Source organism: Sporosarcina cascadiensis, assembly GCF_009650995.1.
Classification (GTDB): domain Bacteria; phylum Bacillota; class Bacilli; order Bacillales_A; family Planococcaceae; genus Sporosarcina; species Sporosarcina cascadiensis.
This window is the reverse complement of the sequence record NZ_WHVV01000002.1, coordinates 58,142-78,432: the sequence shown is the minus strand read 5'-3', so window position 1 is coordinate 78,432 and position 20,291 is coordinate 58,142. Positions and strand designations below refer to the sequence as shown.

The 20,291-nt window shown below is 46.8% G+C and carries 24 protein-coding genes; 7 read left to right on the top strand and 17 right to left on the bottom strand.

The window, feature by feature from the left end; all coding sequences use genetic code 11:
• Positions 1-416: 416 nt before the first annotated feature.
• The 4 genes from GDZ68_RS02700 to GDZ68_RS02685 form a co-directional block, all read right to left on the bottom strand.
• The gene (locus GDZ68_RS02700; RefSeq protein ID WP_153720960.1) at positions 417-2,612 is read right to left on the bottom strand and encodes a YhgE/Pip domain-containing protein; all 2,196 of its coding nucleotides are present in this window, start codon (positions 2,610-2,612) and stop codon (positions 417-419) included.
• 90 nt (positions 2,613-2,702) lie between these two features.
• A complete protein-coding gene (locus GDZ68_RS02695; protein WP_153720751.1) occupies positions 2,703-3,272 on the bottom strand; it encodes a TetR/AcrR family transcriptional regulator in 570 nt (189 codons plus the stop codon).
• 111 nt (positions 3,273-3,383) lie between these two features.
• Positions 3,384-4,007: a hypothetical protein gene (locus tag GDZ68_RS02690; RefSeq protein WP_153720750.1), complete on the bottom strand. Its 624-nt coding sequence runs from the start codon at positions 4,005-4,007 to the stop codon at positions 3,384-3,386.
• A complete protein-coding gene (locus GDZ68_RS02685) occupies positions 4,000-4,530 on the bottom strand; it encodes a sigma-70 family RNA polymerase sigma factor (protein WP_153720749.1) in 531 nt (176 codons plus the stop codon). Before GDZ68_RS02685 ends, GDZ68_RS02690 begins: the two co-directional genes overlap by 8 nt.
• Positions 4,531-4,866: 336 nt before the next feature.
• Here GDZ68_RS02685 and GDZ68_RS02680 point away from each other — a divergent pair, with 336 nt between their 5' ends.
• From GDZ68_RS02680 to GDZ68_RS02670, 3 genes are read left to right on the top strand one after another with little or no spacing between them, the layout of a single operon-like run.
• Positions 4,867-5,067 carry a helix-turn-helix transcriptional regulator gene (locus GDZ68_RS02680; protein ID WP_153720748.1) on the top strand — a complete coding sequence of 67 codons (201 nt, stop codon included), beginning with the start codon at positions 4,867-4,869 and terminating at the stop codon, positions 5,065-5,067.
• Positions 5,067-5,510, top strand: a complete 444-nt coding sequence (locus GDZ68_RS02675) for a hypothetical protein (RefSeq protein ID WP_153720747.1) — start codon at positions 5,067-5,069, stop codon at positions 5,508-5,510. Before GDZ68_RS02680 ends, GDZ68_RS02675 begins: the two co-directional genes overlap by 1 nt.
• Positions 5,511-5,558: 48 nt before the next feature.
• The gene (locus tag GDZ68_RS02670; RefSeq protein WP_153720746.1) at positions 5,559-6,068 is read left to right on the top strand and encodes a MepB family protein; all 510 of its coding nucleotides are present in this window, start codon (positions 5,559-5,561) and stop codon (positions 6,066-6,068) included.
• A gap of 122 nt (positions 6,069-6,190) precedes the next feature.
• Here GDZ68_RS02670 and GDZ68_RS02665 read toward each other — a convergent pair whose 3' ends face one another.
• The 4 genes from GDZ68_RS02665 to GDZ68_RS02650 all read right to left on the bottom strand — a co-directional run bounded on the left by GDZ68_RS02665 (position 6,191) and on the right by GDZ68_RS02650 (position 9,063).
• The gene (locus tag GDZ68_RS02665; RefSeq protein ID WP_153720745.1) at positions 6,191-6,799 is read right to left on the bottom strand and encodes a CPBP family intramembrane glutamic endopeptidase; all 609 of its coding nucleotides are present in this window, start codon (positions 6,797-6,799) and stop codon (positions 6,191-6,193) included.
• Positions 6,800-6,829: 30 nt separating this feature from the next.
• Positions 6,830-7,360, bottom strand: a complete 531-nt coding sequence (locus GDZ68_RS02660) for a DUF2812 domain-containing protein (RefSeq protein WP_228550978.1) — start codon at positions 7,358-7,360, stop codon at positions 6,830-6,832.
• A complete protein-coding gene (locus tag GDZ68_RS02655; RefSeq protein WP_153720743.1) occupies positions 7,360-7,677 on the bottom strand; it encodes a PadR family transcriptional regulator in 318 nt (105 codons plus the stop codon). The genes GDZ68_RS02660 and GDZ68_RS02655 overlap by 1 nt, the downstream gene beginning before the upstream one ends.
• A gap of 408 nt (positions 7,678-8,085) precedes the next feature.
• Entirely contained in the window at positions 8,086-9,063 is a 978-nt protein-coding gene (locus tag GDZ68_RS02650) for a BclA C-terminal domain-containing protein (protein ID WP_304625156.1), read from the bottom strand.
• Between the two features lie 491 nt (positions 9,064-9,554).
• On the opposite strand from GDZ68_RS02650, the gene GDZ68_RS02645 reads away from it, so the two are divergent.
• From GDZ68_RS02645 to GDZ68_RS02635, 3 genes are all read left to right on the top strand, one after another.
• The gene (locus tag GDZ68_RS02645; RefSeq protein ID WP_153720741.1) at positions 9,555-10,061 is read left to right on the top strand and encodes an RNA polymerase sigma factor; all 507 of its coding nucleotides are present in this window, start codon (positions 9,555-9,557) and stop codon (positions 10,059-10,061) included.
• A complete protein-coding gene (locus GDZ68_RS02640; RefSeq protein ID WP_153720740.1) occupies positions 10,054-10,995 on the top strand; it encodes an anti sigma factor C-terminal domain-containing protein in 942 nt (313 codons plus the stop codon). Before GDZ68_RS02645 ends, GDZ68_RS02640 begins: the two co-directional genes overlap by 8 nt.
• A 62-nt stretch (positions 10,996-11,057) precedes the next feature.
• Entirely contained in the window at positions 11,058-11,240 is a 183-nt protein-coding gene (locus tag GDZ68_RS02635) for a PspC domain-containing protein (protein ID WP_153720739.1), read from the top strand.
• Between the two features lie 145 nt (positions 11,241-11,385).
• Here the strand turns inward: GDZ68_RS02635 and GDZ68_RS02630 are convergent, their stop codons facing one another.
• From GDZ68_RS02630 to GDZ68_RS02605, 6 genes are all read right to left on the bottom strand, one after another.
• Entirely contained in the window at positions 11,386-12,564 is a 1,179-nt protein-coding gene (locus GDZ68_RS02630; RefSeq protein ID WP_153720738.1) for an aminotransferase class I/II-fold pyridoxal phosphate-dependent enzyme, read from the bottom strand.
• A 93-nt stretch (positions 12,565-12,657) separates the two neighbouring features.
• On the bottom strand, positions 12,658-13,179 hold the full coding sequence (locus tag GDZ68_RS02625; RefSeq protein WP_153720737.1) for a GNAT family N-acetyltransferase: 522 nt from the start codon (positions 13,177-13,179) through the stop codon (positions 12,658-12,660).
• A 270-nt stretch (positions 13,180-13,449) separates the two neighbouring features.
• On the bottom strand, positions 13,450-13,785 hold the full coding sequence (locus GDZ68_RS02620; RefSeq protein ID WP_153720736.1) for a type II toxin-antitoxin system PemK/MazF family toxin: 336 nt from the start codon (positions 13,783-13,785) through the stop codon (positions 13,450-13,452).
• A complete protein-coding gene (locus GDZ68_RS02615; RefSeq protein WP_153720735.1) occupies positions 13,778-13,975 on the bottom strand; it encodes a DUF2281 domain-containing protein in 198 nt (65 codons plus the stop codon). The genes GDZ68_RS02620 and GDZ68_RS02615 overlap by 8 nt, the downstream gene beginning before the upstream one ends.
• Positions 13,976-14,193: 218 nt before the next feature.
• Positions 14,194-14,745 carry a hypothetical protein gene (locus tag GDZ68_RS02610; RefSeq protein ID WP_153720734.1) on the bottom strand — a complete coding sequence of 184 codons (552 nt, stop codon included), beginning with the start codon at positions 14,743-14,745 and terminating at the stop codon, positions 14,194-14,196.
• A gap of 218 nt (positions 14,746-14,963) precedes the next feature.
• Positions 14,964-15,170 carry a hypothetical protein gene (locus tag GDZ68_RS02605; protein ID WP_153720733.1) on the bottom strand — a complete coding sequence of 69 codons (207 nt, stop codon included), beginning with the start codon at positions 15,168-15,170 and terminating at the stop codon, positions 14,964-14,966.
• A 174-nt stretch (positions 15,171-15,344) separates the two neighbouring features.
• On the opposite strand from GDZ68_RS02605, the gene GDZ68_RS02600 reads away from it, so the two are divergent.
• Positions 15,345-16,226, top strand: a complete 882-nt coding sequence (locus GDZ68_RS02600; RefSeq protein ID WP_153720732.1) for an SDR family oxidoreductase — start codon at positions 15,345-15,347, stop codon at positions 16,224-16,226.
• Between the two features lie 198 nt (positions 16,227-16,424).
• Here the strand turns inward: GDZ68_RS02600 and GDZ68_RS02595 are convergent, their stop codons facing one another.
• The 3 genes from GDZ68_RS02595 to GDZ68_RS02585 are packed head-to-tail and all read right to left on the bottom strand — an operon-like array spanning position 16,425 to position 20,277.
• A complete protein-coding gene (locus tag GDZ68_RS02595) occupies positions 16,425-17,612 on the bottom strand; it encodes an acyl-CoA dehydrogenase family protein (RefSeq protein WP_153720959.1) in 1,188 nt (395 codons plus the stop codon).
• A gap of 25 nt (positions 17,613-17,637) precedes the next feature.
• Entirely contained in the window at positions 17,638-18,780 is a 1,143-nt protein-coding gene (locus GDZ68_RS02590; RefSeq protein ID WP_153720731.1) for a saccharopine dehydrogenase family protein, read from the bottom strand.
• Between the two features lie 21 nt (positions 18,781-18,801).
• Positions 18,802-20,277, bottom strand: a complete 1,476-nt coding sequence (locus GDZ68_RS02585) for an aldehyde dehydrogenase family protein (RefSeq protein WP_153720730.1) — start codon at positions 20,275-20,277, stop codon at positions 18,802-18,804.
• Between the last annotated feature and the right edge of the window lie 14 nt (positions 20,278-20,291).

Here is a 20,291-nt window from a genome sequence, read left to right as displayed (position 1 = left end):
ACCAACTCATAGTGATGTTTAATTAAACATAGTAACCTTTTCTCATATTATATTGTAAACGCATTCATTTTAGCAAGAGTTTTTAGAAAATTAAACAAATAGACCTGAATTGTGTATACCTCATATAACTCTTTCAGACACTGTATACCGCGCTCTTTACTCAGTAAGAAAATTATTACTAACCGAGTCATGATATGTAATCAGTACTTTTATCCTATGAAATCAGATCCTCTGTAGTTCTAGAATTCAATAAAAAGACCGCCCAATGAAAGTCGTGAATCGTGACTTTCATTGAGCGGTCTTTTTTTGTACGGTGCCTGTGCGCGTAACAAACATGAAAGTTCAAGCAATCATGTTTGTTGAAACAATCGTGAATGTTGAAATAAACACGATTGTTTGGCGCACAGGCACCATCCTTATGCTTCCACAGTTGCTGATTTGGCTGAATAGCGCTTTTTGAATACGAGCGCGAAATAGCCGAACGTTAATGCTAGACAAGCTACCATGAAGCCGATCAGAACACCGTTGCTTGCCCATAGATGTGACATGTCGCCGGTGGAGATCGATGCTTTGAATGCCTGGACAGAGTATGTCATCGGCAGCAAAGTGTTGAAGATTTTCAATGGTTCCGGAATTAATTCGAGCGGGAATGTTCCGGCACTCGTAGTCAATTGCAGAATCAAAACGATAATCGCTACAAAACGACCTGGATCCGCCAAAATAGAGACGAGCATCTGGACAATTGCGATGAAAGTGTAACTGGTGATAATCGCTGTCAAGATGAACATCGGTGTGTTGACTGTTTCCATGCCCAACGCATACTTGACGACCACTACCGCAAGCAATGCCTGAATTAATCCGACAACTGCCAGCACGGATACTTTACTGCTGAACCAGCGGAATGCGCCGGTTGGTGTTGTCGCCGGCTCCATCATCGGGAAGACGATCGACAGCAGCAATGCGCCGACAAATAATCCTAATGAAAGGAAGTACGGTGCGAAGCCTGTTCCGTAGTTCGGCACTTTGTTGATACTATCCTGTTCCACTTCTACCGGAGACGCGGCCATTTCATACGTCTTGTCGGTCGGATTCACTTCGGAAGCTGTTTCATTCGCTTCTGTCAGTTTATCCTGCAGTGTAGCGGTTCCTTCATTCAATTCAGTGGCGCCTGAAGCCAGTTTTTCAGAGCCTGCCGCCAAGTCTTTCGATTTGGAGACGAGTGTGCCTGTTCCCTGCTGCATCGTACCGGCGCCTGCAGTCAATTCGTTCAGGCCGTTTGCCAAGTCTTTAGAGCCTGCTGCTGCAGTTTGCACACCGCCGACTAATTGCTTAGAACCTGCTGCCAGCTGGCTGTTCCCGCTCGCAAGCGCATTGGATCCTTCGACCAGTTTTCCAGAATTACCTTGAAGCTTTTTCAATCCGGCAAGTGCTTCTGAATGTGCGCCCTGCAATTGACCGGCAGCGCCGTTCAGTTGAGCAGCGCCTTGCTGCAGCGCGCCCGCTCCTGAAGATAATTCACCAAGACCGCCTGCTACTTGCGCGCTGCCTTGTTTTAATTCACCTAATGCTGCCTGCAAAGCACCTTTTTGGTCATCCGGCAATTGTGCAAGGATGGGTCCCAGCTGTTCAGACAGCTGATTGATGCCTGCGTTAACGCCTTGAGAGCCAGCTGCCAATTGATCAGCCGCACCTTTCAAGCCGCCGGATTTCTCCGCAATATTACCAATACCGCCTGCGAACTCTGCCTCTTTCGCACCGATTTGTGCATAGCTTGATGCGAGTTGATTAACACCTGCCGTGTATTCGCTGATTCCAGCCTTTAAGCTGGCGGAACCTGTTGCTGCTTGATTGGCACCTGTTTGCAGATCATTTGCACCCGCGGATAAAGTGCCTAGACCTTTAGACAGATCATTTGCACCTTTTGCAGCTTCATTCGCACCTTGTGCAAGCTTTGTAGAGCCGTCAGATAAAGCGACACTGCTTGAGGCTAGCTGTGCCAGATAACCTTTCAAATCACCGGTTCCGTCCGCAAGTTTCGCAGCGCCGTCATGCAGTTTCCCTGCACCGTCCGCCGCGTCGCCGAAGCCTTCGCCCATTTCCGTGATGGAATCAAACAGCTGCTCCGCATATGTGGAAGTGACTTGCTCATTGACTTCCGCTTTGATGCGATCCATTGCCGTTTCACCGATTTGAGCCGACAGGAAGTTGTATCCTTCATTCGGCTTGTAAAGAATGTTTAATTTCTGCGGATCATCATCGAGCAGTGTCGTTGCGTGTTCCGAGAAGTTTTCAGGAATTTCGATCGTAATGTAATAATCCTGCCCTTTCAATCCTTCATCTGCGCGTTCTTTCGTGACATTCTGGAAATCGAATTGCTTACTTTCCACTAATTTATCGGCCAGTTCCTCCCCGAGAGCGAGCTGCTCATCATCGAGTTCTGCGCCTTCATCCAAGTTGACGACGGCTACCGGCAATTGGTCCATATGGTCATATGGATCCCAGAAAGCCCATAGGAACATGCCCGCATATAGTACGGGGATAAATAAAATTGCGATCATCGGAACGATCATTTTGCGTGTGCGCAATAATTGTTTCCATTCCGCAAACGTCATGGTTTTCTTCATTAGTTATTTTCCTCCATTTTCGTTTTAGACCGGTTGACCGAAATGCTCAAACAGTCATTTTATTTCAAAAGAAAAGTCTCAGACTAAGAGACTGGAAAAAATCGTATCGCTTAATAACTGTGCGATTTCTTCTTCTGTCAGCTGCCGGTCATGTGTTTTCGACCAGTCGACGACAAGTGCCAGATAGGACTTGAATAATAAGTATGCAACCAATTCGCTGTTGCAGGGCTTGAGTTCACCTTTTGCAATGCTGCGCTCGATTTTCTGCCGGACATATTCGATGATTTCCTGCTCGATCGACGCCAGCACTTCTCCGACCATCGGCGTCCGGAGTTCTTTTTCTTCTTCGATCAATTTGACATACAGTTGATGTGTTTCTCTAAACTTCAATAGCTGCATGAGCCGCGTATGTGCGTTGACTTCGAATGAAGCACCTTCGATCGTGCACTCATCGGATACCCGCCGCATTTCTTCGATCATTTGCCGGACAATCGCGTGAAACAGTTCTTCTTTGTTGGCGAAAAATGTATAGATGGTGCCTTTTCCGACATTGGCGATTTTTGCAACCTGATCCATCGTAGTGGCTTTATAGCCGAATAAAGAGAATGATTTCTCTGCTGCCAATAAAATTTCCTGTCTGCGGTCCACTTCTTCACCTCACCTTATGTTATGACTGTAAAACGTTTTCGGTCACTAGGTCATTATATTACACCGGAAGTGAGGAAGTTGCAAGTGTTTTATGCAAAAAAATCGGACGGCTCAATTAGATGAGCCGTCCGAGCTGACTACTGACGTGGATTGACCGACCTGAAAGCGTGCCTGCGGTTCAAGTTTATTCCAGTAGCCGATCAATTCCATTGAAATACCGCTCAAGTCTATTCTTTCCTCTTTAAAAACAGTAGGATCCACAGCAAATTTCAATCTCGTTTTCGAGCGTGGATAAATATCACCCGGCACCATTTCCGACTGCTTGAACGGATTCTCTTCGAAACCATTCGGCAGCAGCAGGTCGTAGCTGATCGACAGGGTGCCTTCCCGGATTGTGCCCGACGTATCGTTGTTGATTTCTACAAAATAGGCGATTTCCCCATTGTCATGCACTGCCGCTTCTTCTATAGATAATGAAATCCCTTCTAAGTCTTCCACATGATACGCCGCGCTCTGCTCGTTCGGCATCTGCTCCTGCAGCATTGGCAGTACCAGTACGATGAACAGTGCAACGGCAGCTGCGGCAACAGTCCAGATAATGACGCCGCGTTTTTTATTTTTGAAGGACGTCCGGTTGATCTGCCGGTGAATTTGCTGTTTTTCCTGTTCGGACAATGAAATCCCCTCTGTTCCTTTTTTCATTTCATTGGAAAGCCTGCGATCGAATTCATCCATGGTCCTCTCTCCTTTCGAGTTTTTCTTTTAACGCCTGTTTGCCGCGCAGCAGCCTGGATTTTACGGTGTTATGGTTAATCTGCAGGACGTCGCTGATTTCCTGCATGGTGAGTTCTTCATAATAATAGAGAATGAGCACTTCTTTATGTTTAGGTGCGAGCCTGGCAAGCTGCTGCATTATCTCATTGGAAGATTCTTTTTGTATGTAGTCCGTCTCCGTCAGTTTGTGGTCGCGTACTTCCGGCGCTTCCTGTTTATAGAAGATATTGCGCACACTCCAGCGCTTTTTATGATCTTTGCATAGGTTGATCGTCATGCGAATGAGCCAGGTTTTATAGCTGGACTCATGACGGAAACTGTCCAGCTGATGATAACTTTTGATCAGCACTTCCTGTACGATATCTTCGCTTTCTGCCAGATCATTCAGATACAGATAGGCAATACGTTTCAGATCGTCACCGTAATCGCGGATGAATGAGACCAGCAGCTCTCTTCTATCCAGTTCTCCTTCATCATATTGCATCGGTTTTGCCTCCTTTCATTGATTAGACGACTGTCGGGCTGGTTTTGACCCATTTATCTTTCGGGGTACCCTTTCTTTTGGGATCCCCTTCTTTTGAGGTGCCTGTGTGCGAAACAATCATGAATGTTTAAACTTTCATGTTTGTTTGTATAATGACGACAGTTTGATAGGAATAAAAGTAAAACTCACTATTTAACTTGATCACCTATTATCCTAAAGACTAATCGTATCTCTATTTTCTTAAACTTTATATTCTTCCATGACTTTAAAATATGTCGGGTATATTTGACATTATGATTGATATATTATACGATCACTTAATCAGGAGGTTCGGCCATGGCAAAAAATTTACGACTGAAAGCGGCGCGGGCAACAAAAGATTTATCGCAGGCAAAGTTAGCTGAAGCAGTAGGTGTGACGCGTCAGACAATGAATGCGATCGAGAACGGCGATTACAATCCTTCTTTACAACTTTGCATTGCGATTTGTAAAGCACTGGATCTTACGCTCAATGATTTGTTTTGGGGGAATGATTAATGAAGCTAACAAGATACGATGAATTTCAACTTTCTATAAGGCATCGAATTGCGTTCCAGACAATGATCATTACATTTATAATGATTATGATTAGCGGTTATGTAAAAACTTTTTATGGAACTTGGGCAAATCCCATGCTCGAAATGCTGGTGCTGATTATGATTCCCGCCATGTATTTCAGCACCCTATCGATTGCCAAGAACGCTTATTTGCAACAAAAAGATCAGCCAGCTTTGATTATTATTCTTATGGGACTCGCCGCTGTGCTTTCAGGTGCTGCCGTGACTTCTAATATACTAAACGGGATGTTCACTCTTATCGAGAATGGCCAGCTCTCCAATCAAATCGGAAGTTTGCTGCTTATGATTTATTCAGGCGGCACTGCTATCGCTTTGCTGATACGGAGAACAAAAAATAGACGTATGATGGAAAAAGAGGAATGAAACCTTTACGAAGCAATGGTGAAATTACGTAAATGAGGGTGTTGAGCAATGAATGACTTTTATACAGCATTAGCTTATGTGGATAAAATGGTTTACGAACCAAATAACTTACTTGTAAATACAGTCCAAGAGGAAAGGCAAAACTCTAAGTACGGTGCAGGTACATTTCAATTAGCTTCTAAAACAGTTCGTTTCAGAGTGGCAAACATTACTCCCGCAAAAGCAGGACAGTTTGTTGCGTTTTGGGAAAAAGATGAACATAATAAAAATCAGCCGTTTGCTTATGGAGATGCTCCTGATTTATTAGTCATCACTGTCTTTGCTGATGAAAGTAAATTAGGCCAATTTATATTTCCAAAGGAGTTACTTGTCACACAGAATATACTCCGATCCAATTCTGCAAAAGGAAAAATGGCATTAAGAGTTTACCCTAGCTGGGACCACCCCACTAGTAAACAAGCAATAAAAACCCAACAATGGCAGCTCCCCTATTTTATTGATATGAGCGACCCGAGTAAATTGCCCAACAATAAAATAATGGAACTGTATGCGCTTTAAAAACGTGCCTGTGCACGAAACAAACATGAATACTTAAACTTTCATGATTGTTTAAATAATCGTGAAAGTTGGAACAAACATGATTGTTTGGCACACAGGCACCTTACACTGGGCACCTTACACTAACTGCGTAAATTGAGCAATTTATATTTAAATAAAACTGTCATTCCAAAGTTCATTACGAAATGTACAAAAACAGGCACTAAGATATTGCCGGTTTTAAAATAGATCCACCCAAAAACCAGGATGGGTATACAGATATTCAATAACATGATGGGCTTTTTAAAATATTGGACATGAAAGACTGTAAACAATAGAGCTGTCAACAGGATGGCGAACCATTGATAACCCATAAATAGGAAAAGTAAGTTTTGAATAATGCCTCTAAATAATAACTCCTCAAATAATGCAGCTGCAAACATAAAAATAAAAATAGCCGGCAATGAATCATCTTGGTATGTTTTATTGTTGTCGTCAATATAATTCGCAGGAATAATTAAAGTCAAGATGAGCCCGAACAACAATAAAGCAACAGAAGAAATTCCTGAAATGATTAACAACTCTGCCGGCTTATCAAAAGAAAGGAAGTTTTGAATTGTGAATACATCGTAAACGATAAAAGCAAAAATGACGGCTAAACAAATAAATGCAAACGAAGAAAATGCGAAAACTGTTTCTTTGAGCTTGAATTCATGCTTTGAATTATTGGATTTGTCTTTTGTAGAGTCCATATATGAGTTCCTTTCTGGATGAGTTTCGTTTCAATTCATTCTCTTTTTCCATCGATGATAAAATGTTGCTGCGTATGTCATAACTGCCGGCCCTGCAATGATAAGAGCAACATAAAAGGTGAAGATGCTGACCGATTGGATGACTCCTGACGTGAATTTCATCAACAGCCCTGATAGGACCATCAGACCAACGACATAGAGCGTCACTGTTCTTACAGGAATAGCTAGACGTCTGATTTTATCTCGAGCGGACTCACTGTCACTATAGATCGGTACCGTTCCCCTATCAGCTTTGAATATGTGCATATTATATTCCGTGCACACATGCGTCCAGCCCGCAATTTCGAACATCCCAAAGTATTCATCCTGTTCATTCGGCTCCAGCAGGCGGTAATCAATGCTGTAGATAACGTCCTCACTTTCGCCTTTCTCCAATTCGTAACCTGCACAGCGGAACCTTTTCAAATGCCAGCCCCGCAATGCTTCGCGGCGTAATTTCTTCATATCGCCAGCTTCTGAAAAAGCTAGTCCTGCAGACATCATATATTTTGTTTTCCCCATCATACACTCCCCCGCTTCAATCCCTTTTCCGCCATCTCAATCATTACTTTCCGGCGGACGATATCCGCTTCGAGCGTTTGTCGGCCTATATCCGTTAATGTATATACCTTCCGGCGCGAATCCGACTCATCTTGCAGAACGATCAGCTGCTCCTTCAGCAGCTTTTTTATAATCGTATACAATGAAGCCGGCCCGATGACGAATGCTCCTTCTGTCGTTTCTTCTACCAAACTCATTACGGCATACCCATGCCGCGGCTCCGTGAGCGAAGCCATTATATAGAACATCGAATCCGTCAGCGGCTCAAATGATTTCAATTTTCATTCCCCCCCCTCTATATCACTTTACGATATATCTAAATAGGTTATATCGTAAAGTGATATAAAGTGGCAACCTATTTTGCGAATCTTTCTGGTTGTTCAGGTTTTGCTGCACGAGAAATAATTATAAATGCTGCAATTTTCATGTTTATTTAAACAATCACGTTTTTTTAAACTAGCGCAATAATTTTATGCTCATATACGATAGACGGTCCTGCAGAGCTATTCCTCCACAGGACCATACATCCACCAGCCGTTAAACCTCTATATACTATATTGAAAGAGTAGCGTGTAAATAATGAGATTCATCGGATCAACTCATTTACTTGTTCCCATCAAACAATCGAAAGTCAGACGAACGTCCAGCAACCCCGACTTGATGTTGTGAATGCTCTACATATCGAATTAACCTAATAGTTTTATTACGATAGAAGCGTTAACGTTTGCTTGTGTTCCGCCTATTAAAGATGCAAGGCCGACTGCCGCTGCAGAAGAATGATTTCGCAGAGTTAGAACATCTCCAGCTGCCATAAGAATTATAGACTGACCGTTGTTTTGCTGCGTTCCCGCGCCTGCACCGTAAATTGTTCCTATAGCTAGAGCCCCGTTTAAGAATAGGGCAAATTGATTGGGTTCTGTGCCAGACACAGAAAAAGTTACCTCGTAGGTTCCCGGAGTAGTAACTACAATATTAGTTGTGCCTAATGAATGTGTAATCCCCGGTGTCATTATACCGTTCGAATCAAAAGTAACGTCAGCTTCTATAGGTACAGTTTGGGGAGTTAGATTGTAAACGTACCCAAATTCAGATAACCCACCAGCCATACCTGTAGCACCAGTCGCTCCCGGGGCGCCTGTTGGTCCTGGGACTCCGGCTGCTCCTGGGGCGCCTGTTGGTCCTGGGACTCCGGCTGCTCCTGTGGCGCCTGTTGGTCCTGGGACTCCGGCTGCTCCTGTGGCGCCCGTTGGTCCTGGGACTCCGGCTGCTCCCGGGGCGCCTGTTGGTCCCGGGACTCCGGTCGCTCCTGTGGCGCCCGTTGGTCCTGGGGATCCAGTCGCTCCCGTGACGCCTGTTGGTCCTGAGGCTCCGGTCGCTCCCTGGGCGCCTGTTGGTCCCGGGACTCCGGCTACTCCTGTGACGCCCGTTGGTCCTGGGGATCCGGTCGCTCCCGGGGCGCCTGTTGGTCCTGGGGATCCAGTCGCTCCCGGGGCGCCTGTTGGTCCTGGGGATCCGGTCGCTCCCGGGGCACCTGTTGCTCCCGGGACTCCGGCTGCTCCTGTGGCGCCTGTTGGTCCTGGGACTCCAGTTGCTCCAGGGGCTCCCGTGACACCCGCTGGACCGGGGGCTCCGGTCGAACCTCTTGCACCTACTGGACCAGCCACTCCTTGTGGGCCCCTAGGTCCAATTGGTCCGGCAGCTCCAACAGCTCCTTCATATCCTCTAGGTCCTATACATCCCCTTGGACCTCGCTTGCAATTACAATGTTCTGAAGAGCTGCAAGGTGAACATTTATTGCATTTACAGTTCTGTTTCCCGTGTTGATTGTAAAAATCATTGAAATCCATATTTCCACCTCCCCTCTCTCTAACATATTCAATAAAATGAAGAGCAGATGAGAAGATAACACTAAACCTGCAATAATTTGGAATAAAAAAAGTTAGGTTTTTTATTAAGAATCTGTTTGGTTTCGGGTGCCTGTGTACGAAACAAACATGAATACTACAACATTCACATTTGTTCGAACAATCATGAATGTTTAAACTAACATCATTGTTTTGCACACAGGCACCGGCAAAAAAAATTATACTTCTCTTGTAAACTTTTAAACGGCGTGGGACTCTTTAATAGTGAAGGTCGCGGGAGAGGAGGAGCTATGGACTCGAAGCTGCTGTTGAAAATTTATGAGAAACAGGCAAGAATGATTTATTTTTATTTGAGGAAGAACGGCTGCAGTCATGAAAATGCGGAAGATATTGTGCAGGAGAGCTATGCCAAATATATTGCGTATAGCAGCGGAGTTCCTTCGGAGAAAGCTCTGGCCTATATTTTCACGATTGCTATGAATGAATTCAAAAAAATGCTGAGGAAAAAAGGGCGGGAGCAAGTGGTACTGATGGATGAGCATCTTTTCTGGAATAATTTTGCGAATGAAGATGACACCGAAACGATTATATTGCACGGCGAAATGAAATATGAGATCGCAAGGACTCTGGATCAGATCCAGGAAGTCTTTAAACAGCTGCTGCTTTTGAAATATGAAGCAGAATTGAGTTATCGAGACATTTCTTTGCTGCTGGGGATGAAAGAAGCTACGGTCAAGACATACTTATTCCGGGCCAGAAAAGAATTTCAAAAGAAATGGAGGGAATTGCATGAATGAAGAGCTGGATGACCTATTTGATGAGAAGAAAATAAAAAAAGCAGTGAGAAAAGGAAAACGGAAGTCTGTACTTACAATTATTGTTGTATCTGTTCTCGTATTTATCGGGCTGATTATCGCCAATTTCGCTATTTCAGCCTACTTCAGCCAAAAAGCGTTCAAGCAATGGGATGCAAACGTTCGCCTCAGCACACCGAACGGCTATATTAGCGAAACGGTTGATTCAACAGGAATTTTAGGCGGGATGGGCACGTATAAAGTGTCAAAAGATATGAAAATCAAGCCGGTCGTCATTGAACAAAAACAATATCAATTCGGACTCATCCCTTCTGTCCTGATTTCAAGAGGCAGAGGCGGCAATATCGGAATCACAGGAGAGGACTGGCAATTTTCCTATAAAGAAAATGGCTGGCGAGAGCTGCTGTTTTTCCATCCAAGTGTCACGTATAAGGAATATAAACATGACGACGAATTAATTTCGAATATGCCTGGCGATAAGATCTTCGAGGTGGCTCTTTCCTTCGACCAGCCGTATAAACCGAGTGAGCTGCCGTTCATGGAACTGCCAGAGATGACGTGGTTTTGGCTGAACACCTACAGTGACACTCAAATCAATGAATTCCAGCAGAAAGCCAAAGAACACGATTGGTCTTCCACTTTTATCCGGGAAAATAACGCATTAGGCTTTTCCATCAATGACCGATATTTCTCTGCAAGCGATTTAGCGTATGACTACGAAGAGTTCTTAAAACTATTGAAGTCGAGCGGTTTCAAGGAACATACGGAGGCTTACGACCGGATGAAGGATAGAAAAATTGAAGAGGCCGAAATACTTGGCGTAGTCGTTTACGGCACGAAGGAGGAGATTGCAGACCTGATCGACAAACCGTTTGTGACAGCTGTTTCATTGGGCGGTGTGATTGATAATTATTGATCGTTTTCTTAGTAAAAGTCACAAGGATTTCTGCTGATTACAAATAAAAGGAGGCTTTCGATATGCAGAAAAAATTGAGCAAGTCGTCAACCGACAGAGTAGTAGCTGGTGTTTGCGGCGGGATTGCCGAGTATTTCGGCCTTCCTTCCCTCGTTGTAAGGATTATATTCCTTGTCTTTTTTCCCAGCTTGATAGCATATATAATTCTCGCCTATCTGCTACCTGAAGGTTCGTTATATTTATAAAGAATTTCTATGTAAGAAAGTAAGAAAGTGCCTGTGCGCGAAACAAACATGAATATTTAAACTTTCATGTTTGTTTAAACAATCACGAATGTTTCGCACACAGGCACCTAACAGGAGCAGGGTCAGGAGCAAAGTTCGGCACCGATCAAATGGAGGTTTGCACTATAGACAGCTCGGACAGCAACTCCAGCGCCTGTTCGATCAGTTCGACTTTCTGCACTAGCGCAATCCTCACATAGCCTTCTCCCGCTGTGCCGAAGATGCTGCCCGGAACCATGACGACGCCGGTTTGTCTGATCGCTTCAAAGACAAATTCTTTGTCGTCCATCGCGAACGGATACTTCGCCCAGACAAACATGCCGCCTTCAGACGGTGTTGTTTCCCAGCCGAGTTTTGCGAGTCCATTCATTAACGTATGATGGCGCTTGGAAAATTCTTCGCGCAATTTGTCTGTGATTTCCTCGCCATGGTCGAGCGCGACAGCGGCAGCTTCCTGGATCGGGCCAAATGTGCCGTAGTCGAGATTGGATTTCAGTTCATGGAGCACTTTGATCATTTCTGCGTTGCCAACAAAATATGCAATCCGCGCACCTGCGAGACTGAAGCTTTTCGACAGCGAATTAATTTCCATGCCGACTTCTTTTGCGTCGGGTGTGGTCAGGAAACTTGCGGGACGGTCGCCTGTAAAATAGTATTCCGAGTAGGCCGCGTCATGCAGGACGATGATTTCGTGTTTCTTTGCGAATGCGACGACTTCCTCGAAGAAGGCTTCATTCGGCATTGCAGGGACTGGATTGCCCGGCAGGTTCAGGATCATTAATTTTGCCCGTTTCGCCACGTCTTCCGGGACTTCATTCAGATCGGGAAGAAAACCGTTTTCCGCGAGCAGCGGCATGTAATACGGCACGGCGCCCGCCAGTTTGATGCCGGCATCGTATGCGACATACGCGGGATTCGTTGTTAATACATAATCTCCTTCATCACAGAACGTTAGCGGCAAATGAACGAGGCCTTCCTGAGAACCCATCGTCTGCAGGATTTCGGTTTCCGGATCAATGTCGACGCCGGTTCGCCGTTGATAATAATTTGCGACAGCTTCATGGAACCGCTTCGTTCCGCCCAATGTGTAGCCATAGGAAGAGGCTTTTGCACTCTCCTCGGACAGCACTTTCCGGACACGTTCATCCGGTGGAAGGTCCGGACTGCCGAGACTCAGGTCGATGACTGGAGCGCCCGTCGCCTGCTTCTCCGCTGCGGCTGCTTTCAAATCACCGAAGATGGCCGGCGCAAAGATGGACATTTTTTTCGAAGGTTGGAATTTCATTGAAGAAGCACTCCTTAGCTGTTATAGAATAGTTGACTTCTATATTGTAGCATGTGTGCTTTCATCGAAAAAGGCCGGTGGTATAGCCCGGATTCACAGATACTTTTCCATCCGGATATCCGACCACATTCTCCCGTTCGCGTATGTAAAATCTTCAATTCTTCCAATTTCCGTATAACCGAGACGGTGGTATAGATTCTTCGCTTTCGTGTTGAATTCAAAGACGCCTAGTTCAATACGCTTCAATCCGTTCAAGCGAATCTGCTCCTCAATGAATTGCATTGCCTGAAAACCGATTCCCCTGCCGCGTCCAGCAGCTTCTCCGATCGAAATTCCGATCCACGCCGTTCCCTTTTCTTTCTTGAATAAATGCTCCGGGTCCACCATATAATTCACATCGCCGATGATGTGGTCCTCTTCATAAATCAAATAAATCTCCTGACACTTCAGCTTCTCCACCAAGCCCTGTACTGTGATCGTTTCATGCGCTCCCGGCTCCTTACGTTCCTGATTCGGCTCGGTTTTCGACACAAAGTCGGGGTCCTGCCGCCAGCGGTTGAATACATCCACCACCTCTTCCGCCGGCTCTGTCAGTTTTTCAAAATGGATTTCCATGCAATGCCTCCTCATCTGTCTATATAAGCTTTTTTACTAAACGAACGCCTTCTTTAGATGAAAGAAGGCGTTCGATTACTATTTATAAATATCACCGCGGCTCACTCATTTAATTTATGACACGATTTTAATGTAACTATTGTCCAACAAAAGTGCCTATTGCAGAAAAGCAGTTCAATTACTTATAATTATTACTGATTTAAAATGGGGGTACACAAGGGTATATAGGCAATGGGAACACTGTAAGTAACACAGTCCCCTAGTTTGTAGTTACTTTATAAGTTCTTTTATTTTCACTCGAATACCTTCCAAAACTTCAGTGTTCACCTGTCCAAATTTCTTTCTGACGATACTTTTAGAAAGCGTGTAAATTTTGTCTGTCCTAATCTCCGATGTCACCTTAAGTTTACCTTCTGTTAAATCTTTTGATTCAATCACTACTGAGTACGCAAGATCCTTAATTTTTGAAGTGATGGCTAATACTACAATATCTTCAGCCAGTTCGTTGTAACTATCGCTTGAAATAATAAGTACAGGACGTTGCTTCTGCTTTTTCAAATCACTGAATGGAACTGGTACTAAAACAATGTTACCTTGTTTATACATTGTTCCAAACCTCGTCATCGATGTCATTATCCCAAAAACCCAAACTACTCTCACTAGCTCTTGTTAACTCCTCAGACACACTTTTATCTCTTTTAGCTTTTAAATACTCTGCAAAATCCAGAATTTTGTCTACTTCTTGCTCAGGTATTTCATTAATGATTTTAAGTAAACGATCCCTGGCTGTATCCATGTAATGATCACCTCTTCCATGAATATTTTATATCATTATATCACTTCATGTTATGACACACTATACTATTCAAAGTCAAAATCTTAATATACAATCGTGTCCGTTTGCTGTAGTTAACTTTTTAACAAATATAATAATCTCGTTGCAACAACTACCTCAGTGCTTCATAAATAATTAAGTTACATGCATATGAGAATCTGGCTCGATCAATAAACAGCCTACTTAATCAGCACCTCAATCTCCTCCTGATTCTCCTCCGCCAGATCCTCCAGCAACTGATTGGCTTCCTCGTTAAAATCTTCCGTCTCATCTACTTCATAATGATACGGACCTAATTTCGACTCCAAATACGTCATCATATACGCATTTTGTTCATTGACTCGCCGGGCATATTCCCGCTGGAACTCTTCCGGCTCCATATGCAGCTTTTTGGCCTGTGATTCGGCGTATTCACGCAGCTGCCGGCCATTTGGATCTACGGTATCCGCCGGAGGCAGTACCGCAAACCCGTTATCTTCCGGATCCAGATGTCCGGAAATATCCAGGCCCAGTTTCTCCACTTCCTGTTTCACCAGCTCCATTTTTATGGCCCCGTCCAAATATTCCAGCACCTGTTTATCCGGATACAAAAGCCGCAGCTCCCCGACCGTAATCTCCTGCCCTCTGACAATGGCCGCGGGTTCGTCATTATCGTATTTTGTTATATTGCTGCATCCGGACAGCAGGATGAAGAGGAGCAGCACAAAAGAGAACTTTAATGATTTCGACATCCAGACACCCCTTTCTTACCACTTTTCCCCTCATTGATCCTCGGCTAGAAACTGTCCAAACATTACCACTTCTCGATATGCTGATACGAATCTGGGCCATAGTAACGTGTAGTCGTGTCTTTAAAAGAATGATAAAAAAACGCCACTGCATTAGCTGTTTTCTTTTCCCTCAATCGCAATCTGTCAGTCTCTATCTCCGGAAACATATTCAATCCCTTTTATTCTATATGGTCAGTCTGCCTTCCCTTTTTCATCCATGTCAAAAACATGAGTGATTCCCCAATGAATAACCCGATCGCCACTGCCAATATTCCAGATTTATAGTCCGGTTGCTGCATCGTAAGACCGGAAACTATGAAACCGATGAGTAATCCAATGATGATAAATAAATAAGAACCGATTCTTTTTCTAAAATATTCTGTCATAGTAACTCCTTTCGCTCCGACTCAACCGTCCAGTACGCCGAGCTTTCCATCATTTTACTACACACCCTGCCCTATTCCAATAAAATTCCAGAGTTTTCGGATTTCATTTGCATGTTTGTCTGTGTACGCGGCGGGAATACTACGGATAGAAACTCATATGGAGGAGGATGTACGATGGCAAAAGATCGTTACGAGAAAATTGATGAACAGGTTCCCGGCCAGACGCAGTCCGAGCAGCCGGGTGTGGAAGAGGAAATGCACCCGATGCCGATTTATGATGACCCCGAGTTTAAAGGTTCGGATAAACTGAAAGGCAAAAAAGTGCTCATTACAGGCGGTGACAGTGGAATTGGACGTGCAGTCGCTGTGGCGTTCGCCAAGGAAGGCGCGGACGTGGCGATTGCTTATTTGGCTGATCAGGAAGATGAAGACGCAGATAAAACCGTAGAATTGATTGAGCAGTATGGCGGCAAGGCGAAAAAATATCAGATCGACATCAGTCAGGAAGCGAATTGTGAGCAGCTGATCAAGCAGTTCGTTGAGGATTTTGGCGAGCTGAATGTGCTGGTCAATAATGCCGGCAAGCAGTTTCCGCAAAATTCCATTGAGGATATTACCGCCGATCAGCTGAAGGAAACGTTTGAGACGAACTTCTTCGGCCTGTTCTATCTGTCGAAGCTTGCAGTCAATCATATGAAGAAAGGCGACTGCATCGTCAACACTTCGTCCATTACGGCGTACAACGGCTCGCCCGGCCTGCTCGATTATTCCGCAACAAAGGGCGCAATCACAAGCTTCACGCGTTCATTGGCATTGAGCCTGGTGGATAAAGGTATCCGTGTGAATGCAGTCGCGCCGGGGCCTATCTGGACGCCGCTTATCCCGGCAACTTTCGATGCGAAGAAAGTGGCGGAACATGGTGCCGATACCCCGATGGCACGCCGAGGGCAGCCGGCCGAAAATGCGCCGGCCTATGTGTTTCTGGCGTCGCAGGATTCGAGCTATATGACGGGGCAGACGATTCACGTCGACGGCGGGAACTTTGTCGGTTCCTGATGTTCCAAATTCGAATAAAACCAGCATGGCCCGCGTGGCTTTGCTGGTTTTTTTGATTGGATGATCATTGAACTGCTGCAAGCGCTCATTGGACCTTGTTACGTGATCATATCTCCGCGCCGAGCGCTCATTGAGCCTTGCCAAGCGCTCATACGGCAGCCTCAAGTGATCATAAACACCTGCCAAGCGCTCATTCACTCACGGCCGCCACGCCGGTAGCATGCGGTTCAGTAGTTTATCCGCGCGTTCGCCGAGTACGTACTCCGCTTGCATGATCGTATGGATTTCCCGCGTCCCTTCATAGATGACAGGCGCTTTCGAGTTCCGCAAATAACGGGCGACTGGATATTCGTCGGAATATCCGTAGGCTCCGTGAATCTGCACGGCATCGTCGGCGGCTTGATTGGCAAAATCGCAGGCCTGCCATTTGGCGAGTGACGTTTCACGCGTATTCCGGACGCCGCGGTTTTTCAGCTCGCCGGCGCGGTAGACGAGGAGCCGGCTCATTTGATAGCCCGCCTCCATTTTCGCGATCATCTGCTGGACAAGCTGGTGTCCGCCGATTTTCACACCGAATGTTTCACGCACCTTTGCATAATCAACGCTCGCTTCAAGACAGGCCCGAATCAAACCGACCGCCCCCGCCGCCACCGTGAACCGCCCGTTGTCGAGCGCGGACATCGCAATCTTGAATCCTTCCCCTTCTTCCCCGAGCAAATTCGCGGCAGGCACGCGGATATCTTCGAAAAACAACTCTCCCGTATTGCCCGCCCGGATGCCGTACTTCCCTTTGATGGCTTTCGACGAAAATCCCGGCATCGTCCGCTCCACGATAAATGCGCTGATGCCGTGATGCTTTTTCGATTTGTCGGTATAGGCGAACACAAGGAAATGATCCGCCGTGTCGCATAATGAAATCCACGTTTTCTGGCCGTTCAGCACATAGTCGTCGCCGTCCCGCTTCGCTGTCGTCTGCAGCGCCGCCACGTCCGACCCTGCACCCGGCTCCGTCAGTCCGAACGCGCCGATTTTCTCGCCTTTCGCCTGCGGAACCAAGTATTTATGTTTCTGCTCCTCGGTCCCCCACTGCAGCAGCGTCATGCAGTTCAGGCCGGTGTGCACAGAAACTGCCGTCCGGAATGCCGTATCGCCACGTTCGAGTTCTTCGCAAAGAATTGCCAATGAATTATAGTCCATTCCGCTCCCGCCGTACTTCTCGGGAATACAGACGCCAAGGAAACCGAGGTCCGCTAGCTTCTTCCAAATCGCCGGATCAAACCCGCCTTCCGCATCCCACTTCGCAATATGCGGCATGATTTCCGCGTCCGTGAACTGCCGGGCGGTCTGCCGCAGCATCTTCTGTTCATCTGTAAATGTAAAGTCCATCTGAATGTCCTCCTTTACAATGAATCTATCGTTCTTCAATCACCACGCCGCGTTTTTTCATTTCTTCAATATACAGCTCACCCGGCACAATCTGTTCGGGCGGCCAGGCTCCCCGTTTCGTGATGACGCCGTTGCCGATCATCTGTGCCACGACGGAAATCGTATTTGCCGTTGCCCGCGCCATTGCAGTTTCATTCGTCGTCTGGTCTTTTTCGGTAATCAGATTGAAGGTGACGGTCTTCGGACTGCCATCTTTCTCCCCACTGACAATCACGCGCAGCAGCACCGCGTCCGACTTATCACCAAGCCGCAGCCGAGGAGTCAAATGCGCCATCATGACATCGCGCACACGCAGCGGTTTGCCGTCGACGTAAATGGATGATTCCCGGTTCAGCAGTCCGAGTTCCGCGAGCAGCCGGGCTTTTTCTGCGTGCCCAGGATAGCGAATGGTTTTATATTCGAGCGTCGTCACATTCGAAAACGATTCCAGCATCGTCGAAGTACCGCCTGACGTGTGGAATGCTTCCATCGTTCCGTATCTTTCGAATTCCAACGGCTCCACTTCCGTCAATGAAGGCAGTTCCAGCACCTTTCTATCCCGGATGACACGCGACGGATCGGTATAGTGATCAAATAGTCCTTCCAATGAAAACACGACATTATAATCGAGCGGCGGCTCCGGTTTGACAGGCACCCCGCCGACATACAGCCGGATTTCATTGGTCTCATCGAGTTTTGAGACACCGTAACCCGCGAGAATGTTGATCATGCCGGGCGCGACGCCGAGATCGGGAATGAGCGTCACGCCTTTCGCGGCAGCCTGTTCATGCAGCGCAAGAACTTTCTCCGTCGCCCCGCCGATGTGGCCGCCGAGATCGACGACGTGCACGCCGCGCTCCACCGCACACTGCGCGACCCGCTCATTAAATGTATAAAACAATGCATTGACGACGATGTGCCCAAGCGCGATGACGTCACTCAGCTGCACATCATTGTTCGCATCAAGCAATAAAATATCCAGTTTATCCGACATCAGCTCTTCCGCAAAATCCTCTGCCTGCCGAATCGCCCGGTCCGCAAGATAGACTTTCTTGACCTCATCCTGTTTCACGAGGTCCCGCACGACTTCCCTGCCCATCAGTCCTGCACCCAATACTACGACTCTCATCTGCTCATCCCTTCCTGTTTCTTACTCCGTATCAATCTGCGCACGCTGCAGCCTGCCGCTGAAGTCGATATAGACGCTCTTCCACTCCGTAAAGACATCGAGTGCCGCCACGCCTGAATCGCGGTGGCCATTGCCGGTTCCCTTCGTGCCGCCGAACGGCAGATGAATTTCCGCGCCTGTCGTACCCGCGTTAATATAGACGATTCCCGTATCAAGGTCCCGCTGCGCTTGGAATACTCTATTGACATCCTGCGAGAAGATCGAGCTCGACAGGCCGTATGCGACGCTGTTGTTGACTTCGATCGCTTCTTCGAGACTGCTGACCGTGATCAGCGAGACGACCGGGCCGAAAATTTCCTCCTGCGCCAGCCGGCTGTCCCAAGCCACATCTGCGAATAAAGTCGGTTCGAAATAATGGCCTTTGGCGAATTCCCCTTCATTCAGCATATTACCGCCAGCAACCAGCTTTGCGCCTTCACCCTTGCCGATTTCAATATAGCTGCTGATTTTCTCGAGTGCTTTATCGTTGATGACCGGACCGACTTTTACCGATTCATCGAGCCCGTCACCCAGTTTCAGCTCTTTCATGCTTTCGACGAGCCGTTTTTGCAGTTCATCTTTGACATCTTTATGCACAATGACGCGGCTGCATGCGGTACAGCGCTGTCCTGCCGTTCCGAATGCACTCCATAAAATGCCCTCAACCGCCAGATCCAAGTCGGCATCGTCCATCACAATGACCGCGTTCTTGCCGCCCATTTCAAGCGATACTTTCTTTAAGTGACGGCCGCCGAGTTCTGCGACATGCCTGCCGGTTTCCGTCGAGCCGGTGAATGAAATGACCCGGACATCGGGATGTTCAATCATTGCCGTGCCGACGTCAGATCCCGCGCCGTACACAATATTCGCGACACCGTGCGGCAGGCCGGCTTCTTCAAAAATCAGCGACATTTCATATGCCATCAAGGGCGTTTCTGTAGCCGGTTTCCAAATGAATGTATTGCCCGCAACGATGGCGGGAAATGACTTCCACGTGGCAATCGCAATCGGGAAATTCCACGGTGTGATCAGCCCGACGACCCCGATCGGCGCCCGGACGCTCATTGCGAATTTATCCTGCAGTTCGGAAGGCACCGTTTCGCCAAACAGCCTGCGCCCCTCGCCTGCCATATAATAGGCCATGTCGATGCCTTCTTGCACTTCGCCGCGCGCTTCTTCCACTACTTTGCCCATCTCTTTCGTCAGCACTTGCGCGAGATGCTCTTTGCGGTCTTTCATGATGCGCCCGATTTCATACAGATAGTCCGCCCGCTTCGGCGCAGGCACCAGTGCCCACTTCTTCTGCGCTTTCTTGGCTGCCGCTGCGGCTTTCTCCACGTCTTCTGCCGTAGAAAGCGGAACTTGCGCCAGTTCTTCACCGTTTGCCGGATTCAAAACCGCCGTATAGTCTACACTCTCTTTTTGCCACGCACCGTCGATATAGTTTGTCAGTTTCATTTGCCTGTCTCCCT

Bases quoted from the DNA above. Each gene is read 5' to 3' on its own strand.
- GDZ68_RS02665 (WP_153720745.1), bottom strand. From the start codon at position 6,799: ATGGACTCTACAAAAGACAAATCCAATAATTCAAAGCATGAATTCAAG.
- GDZ68_RS02670 (WP_153720746.1), top strand. From the start codon at position 5,559: ATGAATGACTTTTATACAGCATTAGCTTATGTGGATAAAATGGTTTAC.
- GDZ68_RS02620 (WP_153720736.1), bottom strand. From the start codon at position 13,785: ATGTATAAACAAGGTAACATTGTTTTAGTACCAGTTCCATTCAGTGAT.
- GDZ68_RS02680 (WP_153720748.1), top strand. From the start codon at position 4,867: ATGGCAAAAAATTTACGACTGAAAGCGGCGCGGGCAACAAAAGATTTA.
- GDZ68_RS02660 (WP_228550978.1), bottom strand. From the start codon at position 7,360: ATGGGGAAAACAAAATATATGATGTCTGCAGGACTAGCTTTTTCAGAA.
- GDZ68_RS02685 (WP_153720749.1), bottom strand. From the start codon at position 4,530: ATGCAATATGATGAAGGAGAACTGGATAGAAGAGAGCTGCTGGTCTCA.
- GDZ68_RS02700 (WP_153720960.1), bottom strand. From the start codon at position 2,612: ATGACGTTTGCGGAATGGAAACAATTATTGCGCACACGCAAAATGATC.
- GDZ68_RS02635 (WP_153720739.1), top strand. From the start codon at position 11,058: ATGCAGAAAAAATTGAGCAAGTCGTCAACCGACAGAGTAGTAGCTGGT.
- GDZ68_RS02585 (WP_153720730.1), bottom strand. From the start codon at position 20,277: ATGAAACTGACAAACTATATCGACGGTGCGTGGCAAAAAGAGAGTGTA.
- GDZ68_RS02625 (WP_153720737.1), bottom strand. From the start codon at position 13,179: ATGGAAATCCATTTTGAAAAACTGACAGAGCCGGCGGAAGAGGTGGTG.
- GDZ68_RS02605 (WP_153720733.1), bottom strand. From the start codon at position 15,170: ATGACAGAATATTTTAGAAAAAGAATCGGTTCTTATTTATTTATCATC.
- GDZ68_RS02615 (WP_153720735.1), bottom strand. From the start codon at position 13,975: ATGGATACAGCCAGGGATCGTTTACTTAAAATCATTAATGAAATACCT.
- GDZ68_RS02590 (WP_153720731.1), bottom strand. From the start codon at position 18,780: ATGAGAGTCGTAGTATTGGGTGCAGGACTGATGGGCAGGGAAGTCGTG.
- GDZ68_RS02610 (WP_153720734.1), bottom strand. From the start codon at position 14,745: ATGTCGAAATCATTAAAGTTCTCTTTTGTGCTGCTCCTCTTCATCCTG.
- GDZ68_RS02640 (WP_153720740.1), top strand. From the start codon at position 10,054: ATGAATGAAGAGCTGGATGACCTATTTGATGAGAAGAAAATAAAAAAA.
- GDZ68_RS02690 (WP_153720750.1), bottom strand. From the start codon at position 4,007: ATGGATGAATTCGATCGCAGGCTTTCCAATGAAATGAAAAAAGGAACA.
- GDZ68_RS02645 (WP_153720741.1), top strand. From the start codon at position 9,555: ATGGACTCGAAGCTGCTGTTGAAAATTTATGAGAAACAGGCAAGAATG.
- GDZ68_RS02675 (WP_153720747.1), top strand. From the start codon at position 5,067: ATGAAGCTAACAAGATACGATGAATTTCAACTTTCTATAAGGCATCGA.
- GDZ68_RS02630 (WP_153720738.1), bottom strand. From the start codon at position 12,564: ATGAAATTCCAACCTTCGAAAAAAATGTCCATCTTTGCGCCGGCCATC.
- GDZ68_RS02600 (WP_153720732.1), top strand. From the start codon at position 15,345: ATGGCAAAAGATCGTTACGAGAAAATTGATGAACAGGTTCCCGGCCAG.
- GDZ68_RS02595 (WP_153720959.1), bottom strand. From the start codon at position 17,612: ATGGACTTTACATTTACAGATGAACAGAAGATGCTGCGGCAGACCGCC.